The 21,906-nt window shown below is 70.8% G+C and carries 20 protein-coding genes; 12 read left to right on the top strand and 8 right to left on the bottom strand.

Going from position 1 to position 21,906, the window contains the following annotated elements; translation table 11 throughout:
• Positions 1 to 6: 6 nt before the first annotated feature.
• Positions 7 to 864, bottom strand: coding sequence for a formyltetrahydrofolate deformylase (gene purU / locus AC07Y4_RS24675; protein WP_062478396.1), 858 nt, complete (start codon positions 862 to 864; stop codon positions 7 to 9).
• A gap of 70 nt (positions 865 to 934) precedes the next feature.
• Between purU and aptA the strand changes: the two genes are divergently transcribed.
• Positions 935 to 2,269: an omega-aminotransferase AptA gene (gene aptA, locus AC07Y4_RS24670; RefSeq protein WP_487847361.1), complete on the top strand. Its 1,335-nt coding sequence runs from the start codon at positions 935 to 937 to the stop codon at positions 2,267 to 2,269.
• Here the strand turns inward: aptA and AC07Y4_RS24665 are convergent.
• On the bottom strand, positions 2,253 to 3,071 hold the full coding sequence (locus AC07Y4_RS24665; protein ID WP_159274660.1) for a ChaN family lipoprotein: 819 nt from the start codon (positions 3,069 to 3,071) through the stop codon (positions 2,253 to 2,255). The two genes, aptA and AC07Y4_RS24665, sit on opposite strands and share 17 nt — an antisense overlap.
• 64 nt (positions 3,072 to 3,135) lie before the next feature.
• Between AC07Y4_RS24665 and AC07Y4_RS24660 the strand changes: the two genes are divergently transcribed.
• Positions 3,136 to 4,200 (top strand): AbrB family transcriptional regulator, encoded by a 1,065-nt coding sequence (locus AC07Y4_RS24660; RefSeq protein WP_487847360.1) that lies wholly within the window; start codon positions 3,136 to 3,138, stop codon positions 4,198 to 4,200.
• 54 nt (positions 4,201 to 4,254) lie between these two features.
• On the opposite strand, the gene AC07Y4_RS24655 is transcribed toward AC07Y4_RS24660, so the two are convergent.
• Both AC07Y4_RS24655 and AC07Y4_RS24650 read right to left on the bottom strand, forming a co-directional pair.
• Positions 4,255 to 4,536, bottom strand: coding sequence for a BTH_I0359 family protein (locus AC07Y4_RS24655; protein WP_056577200.1), 282 nt, complete (start codon positions 4,534 to 4,536; stop codon positions 4,255 to 4,257).
• Positions 4,537 to 4,645: 109 nt separating this feature from the next.
• Entirely contained in the window at positions 4,646 to 5,818 is a 1,173-nt protein-coding gene (locus AC07Y4_RS24650) for a DUF3108 domain-containing protein (RefSeq protein ID WP_487847359.1), read from the bottom strand.
• A 118-nt stretch (positions 5,819 to 5,936) separates the two neighbouring features.
• Here AC07Y4_RS24650 and AC07Y4_RS24645 point away from each other — a divergent pair, with 118 nt between their 5' ends.
• From AC07Y4_RS24645 to AC07Y4_RS24635, 3 genes are all read left to right on the top strand, one after another.
• Positions 5,937 to 7,031, top strand: coding sequence for a fumarylacetoacetate hydrolase family protein (locus AC07Y4_RS24645; protein WP_487847358.1), 1,095 nt, complete (start codon positions 5,937 to 5,939; stop codon positions 7,029 to 7,031).
• A gap of 172 nt (positions 7,032 to 7,203) precedes the next feature.
• Positions 7,204 to 8,388, top strand: a complete 1,185-nt coding sequence (locus AC07Y4_RS24640) for an ABC transporter substrate-binding protein (RefSeq protein ID WP_487847753.1) — start codon at positions 7,204 to 7,206, stop codon at positions 8,386 to 8,388.
• Between the two features lie 27 nt (positions 8,389 to 8,415).
• Entirely contained in the window at positions 8,416 to 9,543 is a 1,128-nt protein-coding gene (locus tag AC07Y4_RS24635; protein WP_487847357.1) for a zinc-dependent alcohol dehydrogenase family protein, read from the top strand.
• Here AC07Y4_RS24635 and AC07Y4_RS24630 read toward each other — a convergent pair.
• Positions 9,530 to 10,327 carry a helix-turn-helix transcriptional regulator gene (locus AC07Y4_RS24630; RefSeq protein ID WP_487847356.1) on the bottom strand — a complete coding sequence of 266 codons (798 nt, stop codon included), beginning with the start codon at positions 10,325 to 10,327 and terminating at the stop codon, positions 9,530 to 9,532. The two genes, AC07Y4_RS24635 and AC07Y4_RS24630, sit on opposite strands and share 14 nt — an antisense overlap.
• Positions 10,328 to 10,410: 83 nt before the next feature.
• On the opposite strand from AC07Y4_RS24630, the gene AC07Y4_RS24625 reads away from it, so the two are divergent.
• From AC07Y4_RS24625 to AC07Y4_RS24615, 3 genes are read left to right on the top strand one after another with little or no spacing between them, the layout of a single operon-like run.
• A complete protein-coding gene (locus AC07Y4_RS24625; RefSeq protein WP_487847355.1) occupies positions 10,411 to 12,168 on the top strand; it encodes an FAD-dependent monooxygenase in 1,758 nt (585 codons plus the stop codon).
• Complete coding sequence (locus tag AC07Y4_RS24620) at positions 12,165 to 12,401, top strand: hypothetical protein (protein ID WP_487847354.1); 237 nt, start codon at positions 12,165 to 12,167, stop codon at positions 12,399 to 12,401. The genes AC07Y4_RS24625 and AC07Y4_RS24620 overlap by 4 nt, the downstream gene beginning before the upstream one ends.
• A 4-nt stretch (positions 12,402 to 12,405) precedes the next feature.
• Complete coding sequence (locus AC07Y4_RS24615; protein WP_062482864.1) at positions 12,406 to 13,380, top strand: Bug family tripartite tricarboxylate transporter substrate binding protein; 975 nt, start codon at positions 12,406 to 12,408, stop codon at positions 13,378 to 13,380.
• A 20-nt stretch (positions 13,381 to 13,400) separates the two neighbouring features.
• On the opposite strand, the gene AC07Y4_RS24610 is transcribed toward AC07Y4_RS24615, so the two are convergent.
• Together AC07Y4_RS24610 and AC07Y4_RS24605 are read right to left on the bottom strand one after the other, a co-directional pair.
• On the bottom strand, positions 13,401 to 14,528 hold the full coding sequence (locus tag AC07Y4_RS24610; RefSeq protein WP_487847353.1) for a toxin-antitoxin system YwqK family antitoxin: 1,128 nt from the start codon (positions 14,526 to 14,528) through the stop codon (positions 13,401 to 13,403).
• 74 nt (positions 14,529 to 14,602) lie between these two features.
• Complete coding sequence (locus tag AC07Y4_RS24605; protein ID WP_095746953.1) at positions 14,603 to 15,016, bottom strand: VOC family protein; 414 nt, start codon at positions 15,014 to 15,016, stop codon at positions 14,603 to 14,605.
• A 65-nt stretch (positions 15,017 to 15,081) separates the two neighbouring features.
• On the opposite strand from AC07Y4_RS24605, the gene AC07Y4_RS24600 reads away from it, so the two are divergent.
• The 4 genes from AC07Y4_RS24600 (at position 15,082) to AC07Y4_RS24585 (ending at position 20,109) form a co-directional block, all read left to right on the top strand.
• Positions 15,082 to 16,338, top strand: coding sequence for a TraB/GumN family protein (locus tag AC07Y4_RS24600; RefSeq protein ID WP_487847352.1), 1,257 nt, complete (start codon positions 15,082 to 15,084; stop codon positions 16,336 to 16,338).
• Positions 16,339 to 16,349: 11 nt separating this feature from the next.
• Positions 16,350 to 16,721 (top strand): DUF2946 family protein, encoded by a 372-nt coding sequence (locus AC07Y4_RS24595; RefSeq protein ID WP_487847351.1) that lies wholly within the window; start codon positions 16,350 to 16,352, stop codon positions 16,719 to 16,721.
• Positions 16,722 to 16,807: 86 nt separating this feature from the next.
• The gene (locus tag AC07Y4_RS24590) at positions 16,808 to 19,147 is read left to right on the top strand and encodes a TonB-dependent receptor (protein WP_487847350.1); all 2,340 of its coding nucleotides are present in this window, start codon (positions 16,808 to 16,810) and stop codon (positions 19,145 to 19,147) included.
• 32 nt (positions 19,148 to 19,179) lie between these two features.
• The gene (locus AC07Y4_RS24585) at positions 19,180 to 20,109 is read left to right on the top strand and encodes a copper chaperone PCu(A)C domain-containing protein (RefSeq protein WP_495275228.1); all 930 of its coding nucleotides are present in this window, start codon (positions 19,180 to 19,182) and stop codon (positions 20,107 to 20,109) included.
• Between the two features lie 18 nt (positions 20,110 to 20,127).
• Here AC07Y4_RS24585 and AC07Y4_RS24580 read toward each other — a convergent pair whose 3' ends face one another.
• Entirely contained in the window at positions 20,128 to 21,849 is a 1,722-nt protein-coding gene (locus tag AC07Y4_RS24580; protein ID WP_487847348.1) for a phospholipase D family protein, read from the bottom strand.
• Positions 21,850 to 21,906: the final 57 nt, after the last annotated feature.

The raw sequence follows: 21,906 nt of genomic DNA, 5'->3' as shown, positions 1-21,906 counted from the left end.
GGTGGGTTAGCGGAACACGACCGTGCGGTGGCCGTTCAGCAGCACGCGGTGCTCGCTGTGCCACTTCACGGCGCGGGCCAGCACCTGGCTTTCGGTGTCGCGGCCGCGGGCCGTGAGGTCTTCGACCGTGTCGGTGTGGTCGGCACGGGCCACGTCCTGCTCGATGATCGGGCCTTCGTCGAGGTCGGCCGTCACGTAGTGGGCGGTGGCGCCGATCAGCTTCACGCCGCGGTCATGTGCCTGGTAGTAGGGCTTGGCGCCCTTGAAGCTGGGCAGGAACGAGTGGTGGATGTTGATCGCGCGGCCGGCCAGGCTCTTGCACAGGTCGTTGCTCAGGATCTGCATGTAGCGTGCGAGCACCACGAGTTCGGCGCCTTCGGCCTCGATGATCTCCAGCTGCTTCGCCTCGGCCTGCGCCTTGGTCGCGGCCGTCACCGGGATGTGGTGGAAGGGCACGTTGTAGCTGGCGGCCAGCTGGTAGAAGTCGCGGTGGTTCGAGATGATGGCGCGCACGTCGATCGACAGCAGGCCGCTCTTCCAGCGGAACAGCAGGTCGTTCAGGCAGTGGCCTTCCTTGCTGACCAGGATCACGGTCTTCATCGGGTCGGCGGCGGCGTGCAGCTGCAGGCTCATGCCGAAACCGGTGGCGAAGGCCTTCAGCTCCTCGCGCAGCACGGCTTCGCTGTGGTCGCCGCAGGCGAAGCGCACGCGCATGAAGAACAGGCCGGTGCCGTGGTCGTTGTATTGGGCGGCCTCTTCGATGTTGGCGCCGCGCTCGAGCAGGAAGCCCGACACGGCGTGCACGATGCCCGTCCGGTCGGGACAGGAGAGGTTCAGGATGTAGGCAGGCGTAGTGGTCGTCATCAGGGGCAGGATTGTGGCAGGGGTGCCAGAATCGCGATTTTCCCTCCCCACATAACCGCAGGAGCGAGACATGGCCTTCCAGGACTTCAACATGGACAACCAGTGGTTGCCCTTCACGCCCAACCGCCATTTCAAGAAGGACCCGCGGGTTTTCGTGGCGGCCGACGGCATGACGTTCACCACGCACGACGGCAAGAAGGTGGTCGACGGCATTTCCTCGCTGTGGTGCGTGGGCGCGGGCCACAACCGCAAGCCGATCAACGAGGCGATCAAGAAGCAGCTGGACACGCTGGACTACGCCACCGCCTTCCAGGTCAGCAACGACAAGGCCTTCAAGGCGGCCGAAATGATCGCCGCGCTGGCCCCGGGCGACCTGAACAAGGTGCTGTTCTGCAACTCGGGCTCCGAGGCGGCCGACACCTCGATGAAGGTGGCGCTGGCCTACCACCGCGCGCGCGGCGAAGGCCACCGCAACGTGTTCATCGGCCGCGAGAAGGGCTACCACGGCGTGGGCTTCGGCGGCATGTCGGTGGGCGGCATTCCGGGCAACCGCAAGGTGTTCGGCTCGGCCTTCCTGCCGCGCGTGGACCACATGCGCTTCATTCACGACCCGGTGAACCATGCCTACATCCACAACCAGGAGCCGGTGTGGGCCGAAGACCCGCTGGTCGAACTTGAGACGCGCATCCTGCCGCTGCACGACCCGAGCAACATCGCCGCGATCATCGTGGAGCCGGTGGCCGGTTCGGCCGGCTGGTACCTGGGGCCGCAGGGCTACCTGAAGCGCCTGCGCGAGATCTGCGACAAGCACGGCATCCTGCTGATCTTCGACGAGGTGATCACCGGCTTCGGGCGCATGGGCACCAACTTCGCGTCCGACTTCTTCGGCGTCGTGCCCGACATGCTGAACTTCGCCAAGTGCGTGACCAACGGCGTGATTCCGCTGGGCGGCGTGATCTGCCGCGACAAGCTCTACGACGCGATGATGAAGACCGACGCGCCCGAGCACGTGGTCGAGTTCTTCCACGGCTACACCTACTCGGGCCACCCGGTGGCCTGCGCGGCGGCGGTGGCCACGCTCGATCTCTACAAGGAAGAAAACCTGTTCGCGCGCGCCGGCGAAATGGGCAAGGTGCTGGGCGATGCCTTCCACAGCACCTTCAAGGGCCTGCCGAACGTGATCGGCATCCGCAGCCTGGGCCTGGCGGCGGCGGTGGAGCTGGCGCCGATTGCCGGTTCACCGGGCAAGCGGGCCTACGAGGTGTTCCTCGACTGCTTCCACAAGGGCGCGCTGGTGCGCGCTGCGGGCGACGTGCTGGTGATTGCGCCGCCCTACATCGTGGAGAAGCAGCACATCGACACGCTGGTCAACACGCTGGCGGATTCGATCAGGAAGTTCGCCTGAGCACGCCCGCGCAGTAGTCCACCGGCGGCAGCGCCGGCGTGCGCCAGGTGGCGTCGTAGGCGTCGGTGTCGTCCTCGGCCGGGCCGCCGGCCTGCAGGTGGACCGTCTTCACCGACACGTCGGTCGGCAGGTGCTGCGGCACGCCCAGCACCTTGGTGACGTGGCCCGCGCCGGCAATCAACACCACCGTCTTGCCCGGCTGCCGGGCCTTCACCAGCGCTTGCGCCATGGCGCGGTCGCGCCCGACCTGGATGCGCGTCATGGGGCCGATCTGCGATTCGGGCAGCAGCTTGCAGTGGCCCTCGCGCACGGCCTCCTGCTGCGCGGCGTAGGCCTCGCCGTTGAGCTGCACGTCGAGCGAGACGTCGGCCATCGCGTCCTTCATGCGCGCACGCGGCAGGTTGGCGCCGACCACCGGCACGCCGGCGCGCACGGCCGTCATCACCGTGGGGCCGTAGCGCGTCCAGGGCCAGGCCTTGTCGTTCCAGCCGAGGGCGGTCTGCACTTGCGCATCGGTCGCGGTGGTGGGCAGGCGGGCGCTGCTGCGGCCGTCCTCGGCCATCTCGAGCGCCAGCGCGGCGAGCTGGCCGCGCTCGGCCAGGGCCTGCACGGTCTCGCGTTCGAGGGCGTGGTGTTCGGGGGCGTCGTGCTGCTCGCCGAGCAACAGCGCGTCGGCCGGCAGCAGGGCCGCCACGCGGCGCGCGACGGGCGCCTCGGCGGACAGCGCGGCGCAGCCGGCGAGCAGGGCGGCGGCGACCAGGGGCGCCAGGAACCGGGAAGCACGGGAAGGGCGAGGAGGCATCCCGCCATACTATGCCCGGCGCCCTGCACCGGGCTGTCGTCCTTTTCCGCTGCTTTCTCTGCCCGTGTCCTTTCGTTTTCCCCTTCGCGTGCTGGCCACGCTGCTGCTGGCGCTGGCCGCCGCACTCGCCTGTGTCGTGCTGCACACCCCGCTGCCCTGGATGATCGGCCCGCTGTTCGCGGTGTCGCTGGCCTCGATCGCGGGCCAGCCGACCGCGAGCCACACGCCGCTGCGCAACCTGGGACAGTGGGTCATCGGCACCGCGCTGGGCCTGTATTTCACGCCGCAGGTGGTGACGCTGGTGGCCGGCGTGTGGTGGGCGATCCTGCTGGCCATCGGCTGGGCGCTGCTGCTGGGCTGGGGGTTCGGCCGCTGGCTGCATCGCGTGCACGCGGCGCGCATGCCGCATGTGCCGGCGAAATCCATGAGAGCCACGACTTACTTCGCAGGCGCCATCGGCGGCGCTTCGGAGATGACGCTGCTGGCCGAATCGGCCGGTGCGCGCACCGACCTGGTGGCCGCCGCGCACAGCCTGCGGTTGATGGTGGTGACGGTGACGATCCCGTTCGCGATGCAGTGGAGCGGGCTGCACGGCCTGGAGATCAACCCGCCCGGCGTGCGCGAGGTGAACCCGGCCGGGCTGGCCCTGCTGGCGCTGGCCACTGGCGCGGGTGGGCTCGCGATGCGGGCGCTGGGCCGCACCAACCCCTGGTTCATGGGGCCGCTGCTGGTGGCGATGGGCTTCACGGTCGCGGGGCAGTCGCTGTCGGCGGTGCCGACCTGGCTGTCGAACACCGCGCAGCTGGTGATTGCCGTGAGCCTGGGCGTGCGCTTCAGCCGCGAGTTTCTGCACACGGCGCCGCGCTGGCTCGGCTCGGTGGCGCTGGGCACGGTCGGCATGCTGGTGCTGTGCGCCGGCGCGGCCTGGCTGCTGGCGGGGGCGACCGGGCTGCATCCGGCCACGATGATCCTGGGCACCTCGCCCGGCGGCATCGCCGAGATGTCGATCACGGCCAAGGTGCTGCAGCTGGGCGTGCCGGTGGTCACGGCCTTCCAGGTGTGCCGGCTGGTGGCGGTGCTGCTGATCGTGGGGCCGATGTACCGCTGGACCGAGCGCCGGGGCGCCTAGGCAAAGAAAAAGCGCCCCGCGGGGCGCTTTTTTCGTTCGGGCGGGGCGGGCTGCTCAGTGCACCAGCACCGGCGTGTGCGCCAGCTCGGCATAGCCTTCGAGCGTGTCCTCGACCTCTTCCTGCGTGGGCGTGTTGAGCTGCCAGGCGGCGATCTGCTGCTGGAACAGTTCGGCCCAGGAGCCGTCGAGGTACACCTCCTTGCCCGATCGCTTGTCCACGATCTCGAAGCCGTGGCGTTCCAGCACGGGGCCGTTGGGCTTCGTGCTGGGCTCGTCGCCGTCGTTCGGCTGCACGTGCACGACGACGAAGGACTCGGAGTCGTAAAGCATGTTCATGGCGGGCCCTGTGAGGATGTCGATGGCGTTCATGGGGGTTAGATAGCAATCAACGCGCCAGTTTCAAGAACAGTTGTCGTCGCGCCGTTGATATGTGAGTCTTTTTGCCTCAATTGGCGGGCGCTTCGGGTAGGGGTTTGCGCAATTGGGCGTCAGCAAAGTCGCCGTTTGCCTCGGTCTGGCGGATGCGCACGGGCAGGTAGCCGTAGCGCGGCGCCAGCCAGAGTTCCAGTTTCCGGTCGAAATCCTTGCGGGGCGTGCGGGTGAGCTTGCGCGTGGTGAAGTCGCCGGCCGGCAGGCTCAGCTGCTCCTCGTCGCCGACCTCGAAGACCCACACATCGCCGTCGCGCACGCCCACCGTCTGCACCGAGATCCGGGTGCCGGCCGGGTACCGCCCCGGGCTGGCCGCCAGCAGGCCGCCCAGCTGCATCATGACGCTCATGCGGTCCTGTGCACCCGGCTGCAGGGGCACGGGGGGGGCGTTGTTGCTGAAGATGATCTGCCCCTGGTCGCGCACGAAATGCGAGGCCACCTCGGCCTTGCGGCTTTCCGAATAGCGCTCGGGTTCCAGGCCCGAGGGGCCGATCTTGCCGGTGCTGTGCCAGTTCAGCAGGGTGAAGAACACCGCCTTGAGCGTGAGCCGCCCGTCGTAGCGGCTGCCGTCCTGCAGCCAGACCAGCTCGCCGAACACGCCGCGCTGCGGGGAGGCGCCTTTCTGGCCCGTGGCTTCGAAATCGAGCGTGACCGAGCCCGGAATCCGCAGCGCCTGGGTGCCGGCGATGGTGCCCGAGGCGCCGCTGCCGGCCGTGGTCGTGCCGCCCTGCGTGCCACCAGCCGTGGTGCCCGTGGCGGCGGCCGGGGCGCTGGCCGGTGCTTCGGGGGCGGTTGCTCCTGAATCTGTAGCGGCTTGCGCGGTCTGGTCGGGCGTTTCGGGAGGAGGTGTCTGTGCCGGCGCGTCCGGCACGGGGGCCGGGGCCGGCTTGGGCTTGGGCACCGACGCCTCGCGCGGACGCCGGGGCTTGGCCGGTGGCGGCGGCTTGGCCGCGACCGGCGCGGCGGCCGGTGCCGCGGGGGCTTCCGCCGCGGGCGGCGCGATCACGATCGTGCGCGTGATGAACTTGCTGGCCAGCGGCGAGGGCTCCGGCCCGATGGCCATCGGCGCCAGCCCGAGCAGCAGCAGGTGCGCCAGCGCCACCGCCAGCGTCAGCCCCGCGAGCGCGCGCCAGGACGGGCGCCCGGGCAGGCCCAGGGACAGCGGTGGGGGCGCGACGTGCGTCGACATGGGTGTGTGGAGTGGGTTGCGGCGCCGAGGTTCACGAAGTCCACTCGGTACACTGCCGCCCGTTCAACCAGTTTAGTGGGCGCGGCGCCGCGCCCTTTTTCTTGCTCACGCCCGCACCATGAAACTCGCCACCCTGAAGGACGGCTCGCGCGACGGCCAGTTGGTCGTCGTCTCGCGCGACCTCACGCTCGCCCACTACGCCACCGGCATCGCGAGCCGGCTGCAGCAGGTGCTGGACGACTGGGGCTTCATGAGCCCGCAGTTGCAGGACCTGTACGACGCCCTCAACCACGGCCGCGCGCGCCACGCCTTTCCCTTCGACCCCGCCCAGTGCATGGCGCCGCTGCCGCGCGCCTACCAGTGGGCCGACGGCTCGGCCTACCTGAACCACGTCGAGCTGGTGCGCCAGGCGCGCAACGCCGAGGTGCCCGAGAGCTTCTACACCGACCCCCTCATGTACCAGGGCGGCAGCGACGACTTCCTGGGCCCGGTCGACGACGTGATCGTGCCCAGCGAGGCCATGGGCATCGACTTCGAGGCCGAGATCGCCGTCGTCACCGGCGACGTGAAGATGGGGTCCACGCCCGAGCAGGCGCTGGACGGCATCCGCCTCGTGATGCTGGCCAACGACGTGAGCCTGCGCAACCTCATCCCGGCCGAGCTGGCCAAGGGCTTCGGCTTCTTCCAGAGCAAGCCCGCCACCGCCTTCAGCCCCGTGGCCGTCACGCTGGACGAACTCGGCGAGGCCTGGCAGGACGGGCGCGTGCACCTGGCGCTGCAAAGCAGCTGGAACGGCCGCAAGGTCGGCCTGTGCGACGCCGGCCCCGAGATGACCTTCCACTTCGGCCAGCTCATCGCCCACATCGCCAAGACCCGCAACGTGCGCGCCGGCAGCATCGTGGGCAGCGGCACCGTGAGCAACAAGGGCGTCGAGAAGAACGGCCGCATGGAATGGCCCAAGGGCTACTCGTGCATCGCCGAGAAGCGCTGCATCGAGACCATCCAGGACGGCGCGCCCGCCACCGACTTCATGAAGTTCGGCGACACCATCCGCATCGAGATGAAGGGGCTGGACGGGCGCTCGCTGTTCGGCGCGATCGACCAGGAGATCGTGTCGACGGCGGGGCGGCCGGTGGAGGCGCCGGTGTCGCTCACCAAGCCGCAGGCCGGAATCGACGCCGGCACCGCGCCGGAACCCGCCGCCGAAGGCTGACGCGGGCCCTGTCGGGGTTTCTCCCCGTTCGGCTGGCCGGAAGCCCCCATTCCGCAAAGCCCAACCCTGCGCGGCGGGCGCTGCCTAGGATGCAGCGATCCGTTCACTGCAAGGAGACAGGTCCATGGGCATGCCGAAGCTGGCGGGGCGCGCGCTGTGCGCATGGGTGGGGATGGGCATGGCGCTGGCCGGGCAGGCCGCCGCCCAGAAGCTCAGCGACGACAAGGTGCGCGTGGGCGTGCTGTCGGACATGTCGGGCCTGTATGCCGACACCGCGGGGCGCGGCTCGGTCGAGGCCGCGCGCATGGCCATCGAGGACTTCGGCGGCAAGGTGCTCGGACGGCCCATCGAACTGGTCTGGGGCGACCACCAGAACAAGGCCGACATCGGCGCCTCGCTGGCACGCACCTGGTACGACCGCGACGGCGTCGACGCCATCTTCGACATGAACAACTCGGCCGTCGCGCTGTCGGTGGTCAACCTGGCGCGCGAGCGGCAGAAGCTGTCGATCAACACCGGCGGCGCCTCGGTGGCGCTCACCAACGAAGCCTGCGCGCCGACCTCGGTCCACTACACCTACGACACCTACGCGCTGGCCAACGGCGCCGCGCAGGGCGTGAGCCGCCAGGGCGGCAAGACCTGGTTCCTGCTCGGGGTGGACTACGCCTTCGGCAAGGCCATGGCCGCCAACATGACCGAGTTCGTCGGCGAGCTGCAGGGCAAGGTGATCGGCAGCGTGTTCCACCCGCTCAACGCCAGCGACTTCTCGTCGTACGTGCTGCAGGCGCAGGCCTCGGGGGCCGACACCATCGCGCTGGCCAACGCCACCAGCGACACGGTCAATGCCGTCAAGGCGGCGCGGCAGTTCGGCGTGTCGCCCAAGCAGCGCGTGGTGCCGATGCTGATGTTCATCAACGACGTGCATGCGCTGGGCCTGGCGCAGGCGCAGGGCATGACCTTCGCCACCGGCTTCTACTGGGACCGCACGCCCGAGTCGCGCGCCTGGGCGCGGCGTTACTTCGAGCGCATGAAGAAGATGCCCTCGATGATCCAGGCCGGTGCCTACTCGGCGGTCACGCACTACCTGAAGGCGGTGCAGGCCGCGGGCACCGACGACGGCGCCACGGTGGCCGCGAAGATGAAGGCGATGCCGGTGAACGACTTCTTCGCGCAGGGCGGCACGATCCGCGCCGACGGCCGCATGGTGCACGACATGTACCTGGTGAGCGTGAAGAAGCCCGCCGAGTCGAAGTACCCGTGGGACTACTACACGGTGCTGTCCACGATCCCCGGCGACAAGGCCTTCCAGCCCTTGTCCAAGAGCAAGTGCCCGCTGGTTGCCGCAGCGAAGTCCTGATCGCCTGACCGAACCGAAGGAGACCCCATGAAAGTCCGTGCCGCCGTCCTGCAGCGCCTCGGCGCCCCCGCGCCCTATGCCCAGAGCCGACCGCTCGAGATCGAGGAGGTCGAGCTGGCGCCGCCCGGCCCCGGCGAGGTGCTGGTGCGCATCGCGGCCGCGGGACTGTGCCACTCGGACCTGTCGATCCTCAACGGCGACCGGCCGCGCCGCACGCCGATCGTGCTGGGTCACGAGGCGGCCGGCGTGGTCGAAGCGCTGGGCGAGGGCGTGACCGACCTGGCGCCGGGCGACCACGTGATCCTGGTCTTCGTGCCGAGCTGCGGCCATTGCGCGCCCTGCGCCGAGGGCCGCCCCGCGCTGTGCGAGCCGGGCGGTGCGGCCAACGTGGCGGGCACGCTGCTGGGCGGTGCGCGGCGGCTGTCGTACCGCGGCGAGCCGATGGACCACTTCGTGGGCGTGTCGGCCTTTGCCGAGTACGCGACGGTGTCGCGCCGCTCGCTGCACAAGATCGACCGCGAGCTGCCGCTGGAGATCGCCGCCATGTTCGGCTGCGCGGTGGTGACCGGCGTCGGCGCCGTGGTCAACACCTCGCAGGTGCGGCCGGGTCAGACCGTGGCCGTGGTGGGGCTCGGCGGCGTGGGGCTGGCCGCGCTCATGGGCGCGCTGGCGGCGGGCGCCGCGCGCGTGATCGCGGTCGACCTGGCGCAGGACAAGCTCGATTTCGCCCTCGCACTGGGCGCCACCGACAGCGTCAACGCCAGCGACCCCGACGCGGCCAAGCGGCTGCGCGACATGACCGAGGGCGGCGTCGACCATGCGCTCGAGATGGTGGGTTCGGCCAAGGCGCTGGAGTTCGCCTACAAGGTCACGCGCCGCGGCGGCACCACCGTGACCGTGGGCCTGCCCGCCGCCATCCAGACGCTGAACACGCCGGTCTGGCACCTCGTGGCCGAGGAGCGCACGCTCAAGGGCAGCTACCTCGGCAGTTGCGTGCCGCGGCGCGACCTGGGGCGCTTCATCGCGCTGTACCGCCAGGGCAAGCTGCCCGTGGACCGGCTGCTCACCGGGCGGCTGAAGCTTGAGGAGATCAACGAGGGCTTCGACCGCCTGCAGCGCGGCGAGGCCATCCGGCAGATCGTCATGATGCCGTGACGGCCGCAGGCATCGCGCCCCGCAGCAACTCCTTCTGCGTCCGAATCCCCAACCGCCGGAACGCCCGGTACTGATGCGTGCGCACCGTGCTGAGTTCCACGCCCAGCACGCGCGCCGTTTCCTTCGCCGTGCGGCCCGCCATCAGGTGGCCGATCACCTCGCGCTCGCGCAGGCTCAGCGTCAACAGCCGCGAGGCGAGGGTGGGCGCGGCCGCCTCGTGCACGGCCGCCGCGCTGCGGCTGTGGGCGCTGGCGGCGTCGGCCAGCAGGGTGGCGTGGGCGGCGACGACGCCGAAGTCGGTGTCGCCGAACTCGGGTTGCGCCAGGCTGCGGTAGAAGCTCACGGCCACGCGCTGGCCGCTCGGGCGCAGCAGCAGCACCGAGCTGCGCTCGCGGATGCCCACGTCGCCGTAGCAGGCGGCGCGGTAGGCGGGGTCGGCCACCTCGTCGCCGTGCTGGTGGCCCATCCACAGCTGCGCGCGCTTCGGCAGCTTGCGCGCGGCCAGCCACGCCATGTGGGGGTCGAGCCGGTCGAAGCGCTGTGCCACGTAGCGCTCGGCGGTGCGCTCGGCCGTGTGGCCGTAGCTGCTGGCGGCCGACACGGTCTCGATGCGGCCGGTGGCGTCGACGCCGAACACGGTGCAGAAGGTGACGGGCATCACGCGGTGCATTGCCGCCAGGCAACTGGCGGCCAGGTGTGGCGTGCCGATGCCCGCCAGCACGTCGCCGACGACGGCCGCCGACAGTTGCGCGTCGGCGGCGGGGTGGAGGCGCCAGCGTTTCATGGGTTTCGAAGGGAGGCTAGGGTAAATACCTCCTACGAAGTTATGACATTGGCGCGGGCGGTGCATCGGGACAATCCCGTTCCATGACCACCACCCGTACCGCCGACGCCGCCACCGGCCCCGTGCCGCCGCCAGCCAGCGCGACCGCGCTGCCGCCTTCGGTCGGCGCCTTCCACTACACGCGCTTCGCGCCCCGGCTGCCGACGCTCGGCGCCGACGGCATGGAGCCCGGCCGCCACCCCGTCGTGATCGCGGGCGGCGGCCCCGTGGGCATGGCGCTGGCGCTGGGGCTCGCCAACCACGGCGTGCGCTGCGTGGTGCTCGAGGCCGACGACACGGTCTGTGTGGGCAGCCGCGCGGCCTGCATCTCGCGCCGCAGCCTGGAGATCGTCGAGCGCCTGGGCGCGCTGCCGGCCTTCATGGGCAAGGGCCTGCCGTGGAGCGTGGGGCGCAGCTTCTACAAGACGGCCGAGGTGTTCCGCTTCGAGATGCCGCAGGCCGCGCAGCAGAAGCTGCCGCCGATGATCAACCTGGAGCAGTACTACATCGAGCAGTACCTGCTGGACGAGATCGAGCGCCGCAATGCCGCGACGCCGGGGCTCATCGACATCCGCTGGGGCACCGAGCTCACCGCGCTCGCGCAGGACGAGGACGGCGAGGGCGTGACGCTCGACGTGCGCAACGCCGAAGGCGCCTACCGCCTGCGCGGCCAGTGGCTCGCGGCCTGCGACGGCGGCCAGAGCTTCGTGCGCAAGTCGCTCGGGCTGGCGCTGGAAGGCACAGGCTACGAAGGCCGCTACGTGATCATCGACATCGAGCTGCACAGCGGCCACCCGACCGAGCGCCGCGCCTGGTTCGACCCGCCATGGAACCCCGGCTCGACCGTGCTGATGCACCGCCAGCCCGACGACATCTGGCGCATCGACTACCAGCTGCGCGCCGGCCAAAGCACCGAAGACGCGCTGCAGCCCGCGGCGGTGGCCGAGTTCGTGCAGCGCCACCTCGACGCCATCGGCGAAGGCCACCTGCCGTGGAAGACGGTGTGGACCTCGGTGTACCGCGCCGGCGCGATGACGCTCGAGCGCTACCGCCACGGCCGCGTCGTGTTCGCGGGCAACGCGGCGCATGCGATGCCGATCTTCGGCGTGCGCGGGCTCAACTCGGGCTTCGACGACGCCGACAACCTGGCCTGGAAGCTGGCCTTCGTGGCCGAGGGCCTGTCGGGCCCGGCGCTGCTGGATTCGTACTCGCAGGAGCGCATCGCGGCCTTCCACATCAACGCCGAGAGCGCGATGCGCAGCACCGAGTTCATGTCGCCGCCCTCGCGCGGCTTCGACCTGCTGCGCGAGGCGGCGCTGTCGCTGTCGGAGGCACACCGCGGCATCGCGCAGCTCATCAACCCGCGCCAGACGCAGGCCGTGCGCTACGACGACTCGGCGCTGTCGAGCGAAGGCGATGCATTGCCGGCGGGGCCGTTGCCCGGCGAGGTGATGCCGGAGCAGGCGCTCGAACAGGGCCATCTCACGGACTGGATTGCGCCGGTGTTCACGCTGCTGGTGTTGCGGCCGGATGTGGCTTCGCCGCCCGTCGCCGACATCGAGCGAGCGCAGCGAGGCGCCTTGCCTTTTGCGGTTCGCAGCATCGGCAGCCTGGGGAGCGACGGTACCGATGCGCAGGCGTCCCCCGCTGTCTTCGCCACGCTCGGCGCCAGCGACGGCGCGGTCTACCTGCTGCGCCCCGACGGCCACGTGGCCGCGCGCTGGCACCGCCTGCCGGCCGGTGCGCTGCCCGCCGCGCTGGCGCGCGCGGCCGTCGCCACTTCACAGGACATTCCCGCATGACGACCCCCGCCCCCTCGCTCCATCCCGACGCCCGCGACCGCCTGTACGCCGAGTGCGCGCGCGCCATCACCGAGGCCGGCGCCGAACGCGAATCGCTGTTCCTCGCGCGGCTCGCGCTGCTGCTGTTCGAGCAGGTCGGTGACGAGGCGCGCTGCCGCGCCGCGCTGGCCGACGCGTTGCGCGCGCTGCCCGTACCATCGCTGTCCGCTTCCGAACAAAAAACAGGAGATTGATCTCATGGATCGCCGCACCCTTCTCGCCACGCTCGCCTCCGGCGCCGCCGTGGCCGCAGCCCCCTTCGCCCACGCACAGGACTACCCCGCGCAGCTCATCAAGTGGGTCGTGCCGTACCCCGCGGGCGGCGGCACCGACGTGATCGCGCGCGTGCTGGCCGAGGCCATGCGCCAGACGCTGGGCCAGCAGATCGTGGTCGACAACCGCCCCGGCGCCTCGACCAACATCGGCGCCGACCTGGTCGCCAAGAGCAAGCCCGACGGCTACACGGTGCTGTCGGCCGACAACGCCGTGCTGGCCTTCAACGAGCACCTGTTCAGCAAGCTGCCGTTCAACCCCGAGAAAGACTTCACCTACATCGGCGCCATCGGCAAGTTTCCGCTCGCGCTGGTGGTGCACCCGGACTTCCCGGCCAAGACCTTCAAGGAGTTCCTGGCCTACGTGAAGGCCAACCCCGGCAAGGTCAACTACGCGTCGCCCGGCAACGGCTCGCCGCACCACCTGGCGATGGAAATGTTCAAGGCGCGCACCGGCACCTTCATCACCCACATCCCGTACCGCGGCGCGGCGCCGGCCATGGCCGACGTGATGGGCGGCCAGGTGCCGTGCATGTTCCTGGACCTGGCCTCGGGCCTGCCGATCATGCAGGGCAACAAGGTGCGCGTGCTGGCCATCGGCTCGGGCGCGCGCAGCAAGCGCCTGCCCGACGTGCCGACGCTGGCCGAAGTGGGCGTGCCCAACACCGAGGTGTTCGCGTTCCAGGGCATCCTGGGCCCGGCCGGCCTGCCGGCTGCCGTGGTGAACAAGCTCAACAGCGACCTGAACAAGGCCTTCAGCACGCCGGCCGTGCAAAAGCGCTTCGACGACTTCGGCATGGAAGCGATGCCCGGCACGCCGGCGCAGTTCGCGGCGCTGTCGCGCGCGGAGTCGAAGCGCTGGGGCCCGATCATCAAGCAGGCCGGCATCAAGCTGGACTGATGCCGCCGGGGGCGTTCACCTCAACGGGTGAATGCCTTTCTGGAGCCGTCTTCGAAGACTTCGTCGTCGCGCTGCAGCTCGCCGTTCTCGTCCCAGCTGCGCTCGCGCGTCACGCGGCCCTTGTCGTCGAAGCTCGACTCGGCCAGCAGCTCGCCCTTTTCATTGAAGCGCTGGTGCGTGCCCACGGGCACCTGCCGGCCGCGCCCCGGCGCGAGGTAGCGGCCCTGCGCGGCGCGCTGGCCGCTGTCGTAGAACTCGGTCACGTCGACCGTGCGCTCGCTGCCGGTGCCGCTGTAGACGGCCTTGCTGCGCGGTTGGCCGTTGAGGTGGTAGCTGTCGTCGCTCAGGGGCTCGCCCGCGGCGTTCCAGCGCTGGTCGCGCACCAGCGAGCCGCGGTCGGAAAACTCCTGCTCGCGCTGGCGGATCGACGAGCGCCCGACCAGCAGCCACACGGTTTCGCGCCGCTTCACGCCTTCTGACGAAAAACTGCGCTCCACGCGCCGGTTGCCGGTGGTCTCGTCGACCACCGAGGGCTTGCCGTTGTCGTAGAACTCCTGCGTGCGCACGCGCTTGCCCGCCTGGTACGACAGCCGCGAGCGCAGGGTGCCGCGCGCGTCGAACAGGTCGACGTTCGAGGGCCCGCCCGTGAAGCCGCACAGCCTGGCGTCGTCGGCCACCGGCGCCAGCACCGGCGCCTCGGCACAGCGCAGCATCGACATCTGGCCGCGCTCGGTGAACTCGACCATGGCGCGCTCGGTGCCGCGGTCGGGGTAGAAGGTGGCGCGCCGCAGCTGGCCGCCCGGGTAGAAGCTGCGCACCAGGCCGCGCTCCTGGCCGTCGTCGTACGTGGCGTCGCGCAGCACCTGGCCGCCCGGCGCGAACTCGCGCGCGCGGCCGTGCATGTTGCCCTTGGCGTTGATGGTGTGCTCGCGCGCGAGCTTGCCCTTTTCATAGAAGCGCACCGGGCCCATGAAGACGCCGTTCTGCACCTGCTGCTCGCGCTGGAGTTCGCCGGTGCCGCGGTCCTTGCAGCGCATCAGGCCGGTCTTGCCGGCGGTGCTGTTGCCGTCGGCCGGGCTCACGCGCTGGCCGTTGAGCTCGCACTCCTGCTGCGCATGGACCGTCGGGGTACCCAGCAGCGCGGCCAATGCGATCGCGGCCGGGCCGAGGAGGGACGCGGCCGCCCGAGGCGCCCGAAGAGCGGGAACGGGCGGGCGCAGGGTCACTTGTCGTAGAGCGTGTCGAGCGAACGGAAACCCTTGGCCTCGATCGGGTTGCCGAAGGGGTCGCAGAAGAACATCGTCCACTGCTCGCCCGGCTGGCCTTCGAAGCGCACCTGCGGCTTCAGCACGAACTCGGTGCCGGCGGCCTCGAGGCGCCCGGCCAGCGCCTGCCAGTCGGGCAGCGCGAGCACGATGCCGAAGTGCGGCATGGGCACCATCGCATCGCCGACGCGGCCGGTGCGGGTGGTGGCGAAGGGTTCGCCCAGGTGCAGCGAGATCTGGTGGCCGAAGAAGTCGAAGTCGACCCAGGTGTCGGTGCTGCGGCCTTCGGCGCAGCCGAGCACGTCGCCGTAGAAGCGGCGGGCGCCGTCCAGGTCGCGCACGTGGAAGGCAAGGTGAAAGATGCTTTGCATGGTTTTGGATTATGGGCAGCGGTGCTGTGAGAATGCCGGACTTTCTTTCAATCATGGAGCTCGCCTTGCGGATACTCCGAGCCCTCGTCGCACCGCTGCGCCTGCTGTCGCGCGGCACCGACCGGCCGGCGCCCCAGCGCCTTCTTGCACGTCTGACCCGCCAGGCCTTCGCGGCCGTCGGTGGTTGTTTCATCGCGGTGGCCGCACATGCCGCCGCCTGCCCGCCCTCGGCCATCGCCAGCCTGGAGAAGCCCGGCATCGGCCTGCGCAACGGCATCGACCGCGGCCTGCTGTGGCGCATCGAGCGCGACGGCCGCACCTCGTGGCTCTACGGCACCCTGCACCTGGGGCGCGGCGAATGGGTGCGTCCCGGTCCCACCGTGCAGAAGGCGATGGCGCAGAGCGATACGCTCGCGCTGGAGCTCGACTCGCGCGACGACGCCACGGTGCGCGCCCTGAGCCAGCCGGCCGACCCGGCCGCGGTGGCGCGTGTGCTCAGCGGCGAACGCGCCCGCCGGCTCGAGCGCCAGAACGCCGAGGCCTGCGTGTCGCCGGGCTCGACCGCCCGGCTGCCGCCCATCCTGCAGGTGACGGCGCTGACCGCACTGGCGGCGCGCGCCGACGGCCTGTATGCGGAGTTCGGCGTCGACGAGACGCTGGCCGTCTCGGCCCGCAACAGCAACAAGCCGATCGTCGCGCTCGAGAACGCCGCCGACCAGCTGCGCTGGCTCACCGGCGGCTCCGAAGCCGAGGAGGCCGAGCAGATCGACGCCATGCTCGACGAGCTCGAATCGGGCCGGCTGCGCGGCCAGCTCAAGACGCTGGCCGATGTCTGGGCACGCAGCGACGCGGCCCGGCTGGCGCGCTACGCCGAGTGGTGCGAGTGCCTGAACACGCCGGCCGAGCAGCGCCTCATGAAGCGCCTGCTCGACGACCGCAACCCCGGGCTGGCCGACGGCATCGAGCGCCTGCACGCGGGCGGGCGCAGCGCGTTCGCCGCGGTCGGCGCGCTGCACATGGTCGGCGCGCAGGGCCTGCCCACGCTGATGGCGGCGCGCGGCTTTCGCGTCACGCCGGTGCTCACCGAGGCGCAGGCGCAGCAGGCGCTGCCGATGCCGGCGCTCGCCGCGCCCGAGCCGCCGGCCCGCAAGGCGGTGCGCGGTGGCAAGAACGTCAAGGGACAGAAGGCGGCCAAGGGCACGGGCCAGAAGGCCGCCGCGAAGGGCGGGGCCAAGCCGGCGTCCAAGGCCGCTGCCGCGCCCAAAGGCAAGGCCGCACCCCGTGCCGCCCCCAAGGCCACCAACAGCAAAGTGCGCCGATAATCGCGATCGCCATGCACACGTTGCGCCCCCACCCCCGCCTGATCGGCCACCTCGGCCGGTGGGTGCTGCTGTGGTTCGTGCTGTCGCTGGGCGTGGCGGTGGCGTCGCCGGTGGTGCATCCGCAGGCGATGGAACTGGTGTGTTCCGGCGCCGGCACCATCAAGGTGGTGGTGCACACCGAAGATGGCGTGCAGGACATGGGCGCCACGCACATGGACTGCCCGCTGTGCGTGCTGACCGGCGCGCCGCCCCCGCCGCTCGTGGCGGCCGCGTTCGATGCGCCCCTGCCGCTGGGGCGCGTGCTTCAACCCATTCCCGCCGCGCGCCATGCCGCGGCCACGGCCGCGCCGCTGCCGGCCCGTGGGCCCCCGCGTTCCGCCTGAGCGATCAGCAACAGCGCTGTCTGTCGGTGCACCCCAGGTGCGCGCAGGCGGTCCCTTTGGCTTGAAGTTCGTGGAGCCGGTTCCCCATGAAGCAGCACTCCCGCGCCCTGGCGATCGCCATGGCATTTCCCTTCAGCGCGCCGGTGTGGGCGCAGCAGCAAACGCCGCCGGACGTTGATCCGCCGGAGGCCGGCGCTGCGGCCGCCCCGGGCCGCACGCTGGGTACCGTCACCATCAGCGGTGGCCGGCCGACCTCGCTGCCGACGCAGATCCCCACCACCATCGAAGGCGTGACCGCCGAGCAGATCGCCGAGACGGTCAACGCGACCGACGCCGAAGACGCGCTCAAGTACCTGCCGAGCCTGCTGGTGCGCAAGCGCTACATCGGCGACTTCAACCACGCGGTGCTCGCCACGCGCGCCTCGGGCACGGGCAACAGCGCCCGCGCGATGGTCTACGCCGACGGCATCATGCTGTCGAACCCGCTGGGCAACGGCGCCACCTTCGCGCCGCGCTGGGGCATGGTGTCGCCCGACGAGATCGAGCGTGTCGACGTGCTCTACGGTCCGTTCTCGGCCGCCTACCCGGGCAACTCGGTGGGCGCCGTGGTCGACTACGTGACGCGCATGCCCACGCAGCTCGAGGCGCACGTCAAGCTCAGCGGCTTCGCCTCGAACTTCGACCTGTACAACAGCCATTCGTCGCCGGGCGGCCAGCAGCTCGACCTGTCGCTGGGCAGCCGCAGCGGCGACTGGTCGTGGTGGCTCGGCGCCTCGCGCACCCACAGCAAGGGGCAGTCGCTGTCGTTTGCCAACCGGCTGGTGAGCGCCGGCGCGGTGGGCAGCGCGGGCACGCCCGTCACCGGCGCGGTGCTCGGGCTGAACCCGTCGAACCAGCCGTGGTGGCTGCTGGGCGGCATCACCGCCTACGACACGACCCAGGAGCAGGCCAAGCTCAAGCTGGCCTACGACTTCTCGCCCACCGTGCGCGCCACCTACACGCTGGGCGCTTGGCACAACACCACGCACGGCAGCACCGACACCTACCTGCGCGATGCGCTCGGCCAGCCGGTGTACGGCGGGCGCGTGAACCTCGGCGGACGCACCTACAACCTCGACACGCCGGCCGCTGCCTTCGCGCCGACCGAGACGGCGCTCACGCACTACATGCACGGCCTCTCGGTGAAGAGCCACACGGGCGGCGTGTTCGACTGGGAGGTGGCGGCGAGCCTGTTCGACTACGCGAAAGACACCTCGCGCACGCCGACCGCGCCTTTGCCGGGCGCGTTCTACGGCGGCCCCGGCCGCACCACCGACATGGGCGGCACCGGCTGGCACACCTTCAAGGCCGCGGGCACCTGGCGGCCCACCGGCTCGGCTGAAGGCGTGGGCGCGCACGTGGTCGACTTCGGCGTCCAGCAGGACACCGCGCGGCTGCGCAGCGCCATCGGCAACACGCGCGACTGGATCGGCGGGCCGGCCGTGTCGCCGTTCTCCGCCTTCAACGGCAACACGCGGCTGCGCTCGCTCTACGTGCAGGACACCTGGCGCTTCGCGAAGGACTGGAAGACCACGCTGGGCCTGCGCCACGAGCGCTGGGAGGCCTACGGCGGCCAGCTCGGCAACGCGGCGCGGCTGCTCGACTTCGCGCCGCGCAAGAACAGCTTCGTCTCGCCCAAGGCCGCGCTCGCCTGGCAGGCCACGCCCGACTGGCACTTCAAGGCCTCGGTCGGCCGCGCCGTGCGCATGCCCACCGTGAGCGAGCTCTACCAGGGCTCGATCGAGGGCAACCGCATCGTCAACACCAACCCCGAGCTGCGCCCGGAGCGCTCGTGGACCGCCGAGCTGAGCGCCGAGCGCGACCTCAAGCGCTGGGGCGTCGACGGCGTGCTGCGCACCACGCTGTTCTTCGAGCACACGAAGGACGCGCTCTACACCCAGGCGCTCACCAACCTCGTGAGCACCGTGCAGAACGTCGACGCCATCCGCACGCGCGGGCTGGAGGTGGCGGTGAACACGGTCGACGCGGGCATCCAGGGGCTGGACCTGGGCGGCAGCCTCACGCTGACCGATTCGAAGATCACCGCCAACCGCGGCTTCCCGGCCAGCGTCGGGCGCGACCAGCCGCGCGTGCCCAAGGTGCGCGCCTCGCTGCTCGCCACCTACCGGCCCGATGCGAAGTGGAGCTACACCGTCGGCGCGCGCTACAGCGGCCGGCAGTACGGCACGCTCGACAACAGCGACCCGAACGGCATGGCCTTCATGGGCTTCTCGAAGTTCTTCGTGGTCGATGCGCGCATCCGCTACCGCATCGACCGCCAATGGAGCGCCGCCGTCGGCATCGACAACCTGAACAACCGCACCTACTGGGCCTTCCACCCGTACCCGCAACGCACCTTCGTGGCCGAACTCAAGTTCGACCTTTGACCCTCACTTTTTCCTCTCCAAGGACACACGCCATGACGAAGCTTTCGACCCCCACTTTCCACACCCTCGCCGCCTGCGCCCTGCTGGCCGGTGCCGGCGCCGCCGGCGCCCACGTGAGCCTGCCCCCGGGCGGCGCCACCGTCGGCAGCGAGTACAACGCCGCCTTCCGCGTCGGTCACGCCTGCGAAGGCGCCAAGGCGACGACCGGCCTCGCGGTGCGCCTGCCCAAGGGCTTCGTGCTCACCGACGCCCAGGCGCGCAAGGGCTGGAAGCTCGATGCGCCCAAGGCCGGCAGCGCCGAAGGCGAAGTGCGCTGGACGGCAGAGACGCCGCAGAACGCGCTGCCCGGCAGCGAGCGCGGCGAGTTCGTGCTGCGCGGCAAGGTGCCCGCCACGCCGGGCCCGCTGTGGTTCAAGGTGCGCCAGGACTGCGACGTCGGCAGCGTCGACTGGGCCGAAGTGCCCGCCGCGGGCAGCACCACGGCCGGCCTGAAGAAGCCCGCGGCCAAGCTCGACGTGATGGCGCAGGGCGTGGCCACGGTCGACGTGCGCGACGCCTGGGTGCGCCAGTCGGTGCCGGGCCAGAGCGGCACGGGCGCCTTCATGAAGCTCACCGCGCCCACGGGCACGAAGCTGGTCGGTATCTCGACACCCGCCGCCGGCGTGGCCGAGGTGCACGAGATGAAGATGGAAGGCGACACCATGCGCATGCGCGAACTCGCGGGCGGCCTCGAGCTGCCGGCCGGCAAGACCGTTGAGCTCAAGCCCGGCGGCTACCACGTGATGCTGATGGACCTGAAGGGCGCGATGACCAAGGGCGCGACCGTGCCCATGACCCTGAAGTTCGAGGACGCCAAGGGCGCGAAGACGACGCTGGAGCTGAAGCTGCCGGTCGGTGCGCCCGAAGGCGCCGCCGCCGCTGCTGCACCCGCCGCGGGCGGTGCGCACCAGCACAAGCACTGAGCCGGTTGAACCGGACCGTCAGAGCAACTGGTCCGGCGCCAGCGGCCCGAACAGCCGCAGCAGGAAGCGCAGCGTGGCGCTCGCGTCGGGCTCGGTGTCCGTGTCCTGCAGGCCGCTGCCTTCGGGCGCCTGCCACACCAGCGCGCCCTTCACCAGCTCGACATGCCACGAGCGTTCGCGCATGCCGCGCTCGATCTGCTCGGCCGCCATGCGCGAGAGTTCGCCGCTGCGGATCAGCAGCGCGATCTCGGTGTTCTGCAACTGCGAGCGCAGATCGAGATTCATGGAGCCGACCACCAGCAGCCGGCCATCCATCACCAGCACCTTGGAGTGCAGCATCGCGCGCGACTCGCCGCTCACGCCGCTGCCGCCCGAGGAGCCGAACACATTGCCGAAGCTGGTCTGTTCGCTGCGCAACTCGTACAGCTCGACGCCCGCGGCCAGCAGCGCCTTGCGGTGGCGCGCATAGCCCACGTGGGCGATGGGGGCGTCGTTCGAGGCCAGTGAATTCGTCAGCACCCGGATGCGCACGCCCCGCGCACGCGCGGCGGCAAAGGCCTGCTGCATGTCGGGGCCGGGCACGAAGTAGGGCGAGATGATCAGCAGGTCGGTGCGCGCTTGGCCGATCAGCTGCAGCAGGCCCTCGACCACCGTATCGGCGCTGGACGCCAGGTCGGCCAGGGCCGCGGCGTTGCGCGAGGGCATGTCGGGCCGGCTCACGACGAGGTCGGGGTTGCGTATCGCACCGGGGCCGCTGTCGGCCGGGATCTTGCCGGGCGCATCGGCCAGCATCAGGGCCGGTGCCCAGACGAAGGCGGCGCTGCGCAGGTCGAGCGGTTTCTCGTCCCAGGCGCGGGCGCGCTGCTCCGCCGTGGGCGCCGCACCGGGGCGGGGCTTGTCGTCGGCCGGCTCCGAACGGTTGCGGGCCTCGGCCGCTTCATCGTCGAGTTCCTTGTCGATCCGGCGGGCGCGCTCACGGATGTGCTGGAACTCCTCGCGCGAGACCAGCGACTGCACGGGGTAGGCGCGCTCGTTGTTCCAGTAGCTGTCGAAGCTGCGCGAGAGGTCCTGCACGATCGGGCCGGCCGCCAGCACGTCGACGTCGACGAAGTTGCCGGTGATGGCATTGCCGAAGTAGGCGTCGCCCAGGTTGCGCCCGCCCGTCACGCCCATCACGTTGTCGGCCAGGAACAGCTTGTTGTGCATGCGCTGCTGGATGCGCGAGACCTCGCCGATGGCATTGAGCATGCGGTTGAAGCCCGTGCCGCGCGAGCCCGCGAGCGGGTTGAACAGGCGCATCTCGATGTTCGGAATGAAGGCCAGGCCGAGCACCAGCGCGTCGCGGCCGATGGTGTGGAAGTCGTCCAGCAGGATGCGCACCCGCACGCCGCGCTCGGCCGCCGCGCGCAGCCCGCGCACCAGCCGGCCCGTGCTGGCGTCGGCGTGGATGGCGTAGTACTGCAGGTCCAGCGTCTTCTGCGCGTTCTCGATCAGTGCGAGCCGGCTGCCATAGGCCGCCTGCGGGCCGCCCAGCAGCAGGAAGCCGGAGTCGAAGCGTGCCTTGTCGGCGTTGCGGCGCTCCCGCAGCAGCGTGGCCAGCGCCGTGCCGTCGGGCGAGGCGAGCGCGGTCGAGACGGGGCGGTCCACCTCCTTCGGCAGCTGCGCGCAGGCGCCGAGCACCAGGAGGGCCAGCAGTGCGACGCTGCGGCGGACCAATGCGTGGAAGGAAGAAGAAGGCATGCGGCGGGGTCTTTCCGGGGGCTGGGGAAGGCGGTGCCGCATGTATAGCCGAGTTGG

It is taken from the genome of Variovorax sp. GW460-12-1-14-LB1 (genome assembly GCF_059423605.1).
The sequence above is the reverse complement of the archived record's forward strand: the minus strand, read 5'-3'. Positions and strand labels throughout refer to the sequence as shown.

Excerpts from the sequence above, each read along its gene's own strand:
- AC07Y4_RS24665 (WP_159274660.1), bottom strand. The coding sequence starts at position 3,071 with ATGCCTCCTCGCCCTTCCCGTGCTTCCCGGTTCCTGGCGCCCCTGGTC.
- AC07Y4_RS24630 (WP_487847356.1), bottom strand. The coding sequence starts at position 10,327 with ATGAAACGCTGGCGCCTCCACCCCGCCGCCGACGCGCAACTGTCGGCG.
- AC07Y4_RS24605 (WP_095746953.1), bottom strand. The coding sequence starts at position 15,016 with ATGCAAAGCATCTTTCACCTTGCCTTCCACGTGCGCGACCTGGACGGC.
- AC07Y4_RS24625 (WP_487847355.1), top strand. The coding sequence starts at position 10,411 with ATGACCACCACCCGTACCGCCGACGCCGCCACCGGCCCCGTGCCGCCG.
- AC07Y4_RS24645 (WP_487847358.1), top strand. The coding sequence starts at position 5,937 with ATGAAACTCGCCACCCTGAAGGACGGCTCGCGCGACGGCCAGTTGGTC.
- purU (WP_062478396.1), bottom strand. The coding sequence starts at position 864 with ATGACGACCACTACGCCTGCCTACATCCTGAACCTCTCCTGTCCCGAC.
- AC07Y4_RS24655 (WP_056577200.1), bottom strand. The coding sequence starts at position 4,536 with ATGAACATGCTTTACGACTCCGAGTCCTTCGTCGTCGTGCACGTGCAG.
- aptA (WP_487847361.1), top strand. The coding sequence starts at position 935 with ATGGCCTTCCAGGACTTCAACATGGACAACCAGTGGTTGCCCTTCACG.
- AC07Y4_RS24595 (WP_487847351.1), top strand. The coding sequence starts at position 16,350 with ATGCACACGTTGCGCCCCCACCCCCGCCTGATCGGCCACCTCGGCCGG.
- AC07Y4_RS24615 (WP_062482864.1), top strand. The coding sequence starts at position 12,406 with ATGGATCGCCGCACCCTTCTCGCCACGCTCGCCTCCGGCGCCGCCGTG.
- AC07Y4_RS24640 (WP_487847753.1), top strand. The coding sequence starts at position 7,204 with ATGGGCATGGCGCTGGCCGGGCAGGCCGCCGCCCAGAAGCTCAGCGAC.
- AC07Y4_RS24580 (WP_487847348.1), bottom strand. The coding sequence starts at position 21,849 with ATGCCTTCTTCTTCCTTCCACGCATTGGTCCGCCGCAGCGTCGCACTG.
- AC07Y4_RS24585 (WP_495275228.1), top strand. The coding sequence starts at position 19,180 with ATGACGAAGCTTTCGACCCCCACTTTCCACACCCTCGCCGCCTGCGCC.
- AC07Y4_RS24650 (WP_487847359.1), bottom strand. The coding sequence starts at position 5,818 with ATGTCGACGCACGTCGCGCCCCCACCGCTGTCCCTGGGCCTGCCCGGG.
- AC07Y4_RS24635 (WP_487847357.1), top strand. The coding sequence starts at position 8,416 with ATGAAAGTCCGTGCCGCCGTCCTGCAGCGCCTCGGCGCCCCCGCGCCC.
- AC07Y4_RS24590 (WP_487847350.1), top strand. The coding sequence starts at position 16,808 with ATGAAGCAGCACTCCCGCGCCCTGGCGATCGCCATGGCATTTCCCTTC.
- AC07Y4_RS24620 (WP_487847354.1), top strand. The coding sequence starts at position 12,165 with ATGACGACCCCCGCCCCCTCGCTCCATCCCGACGCCCGCGACCGCCTG.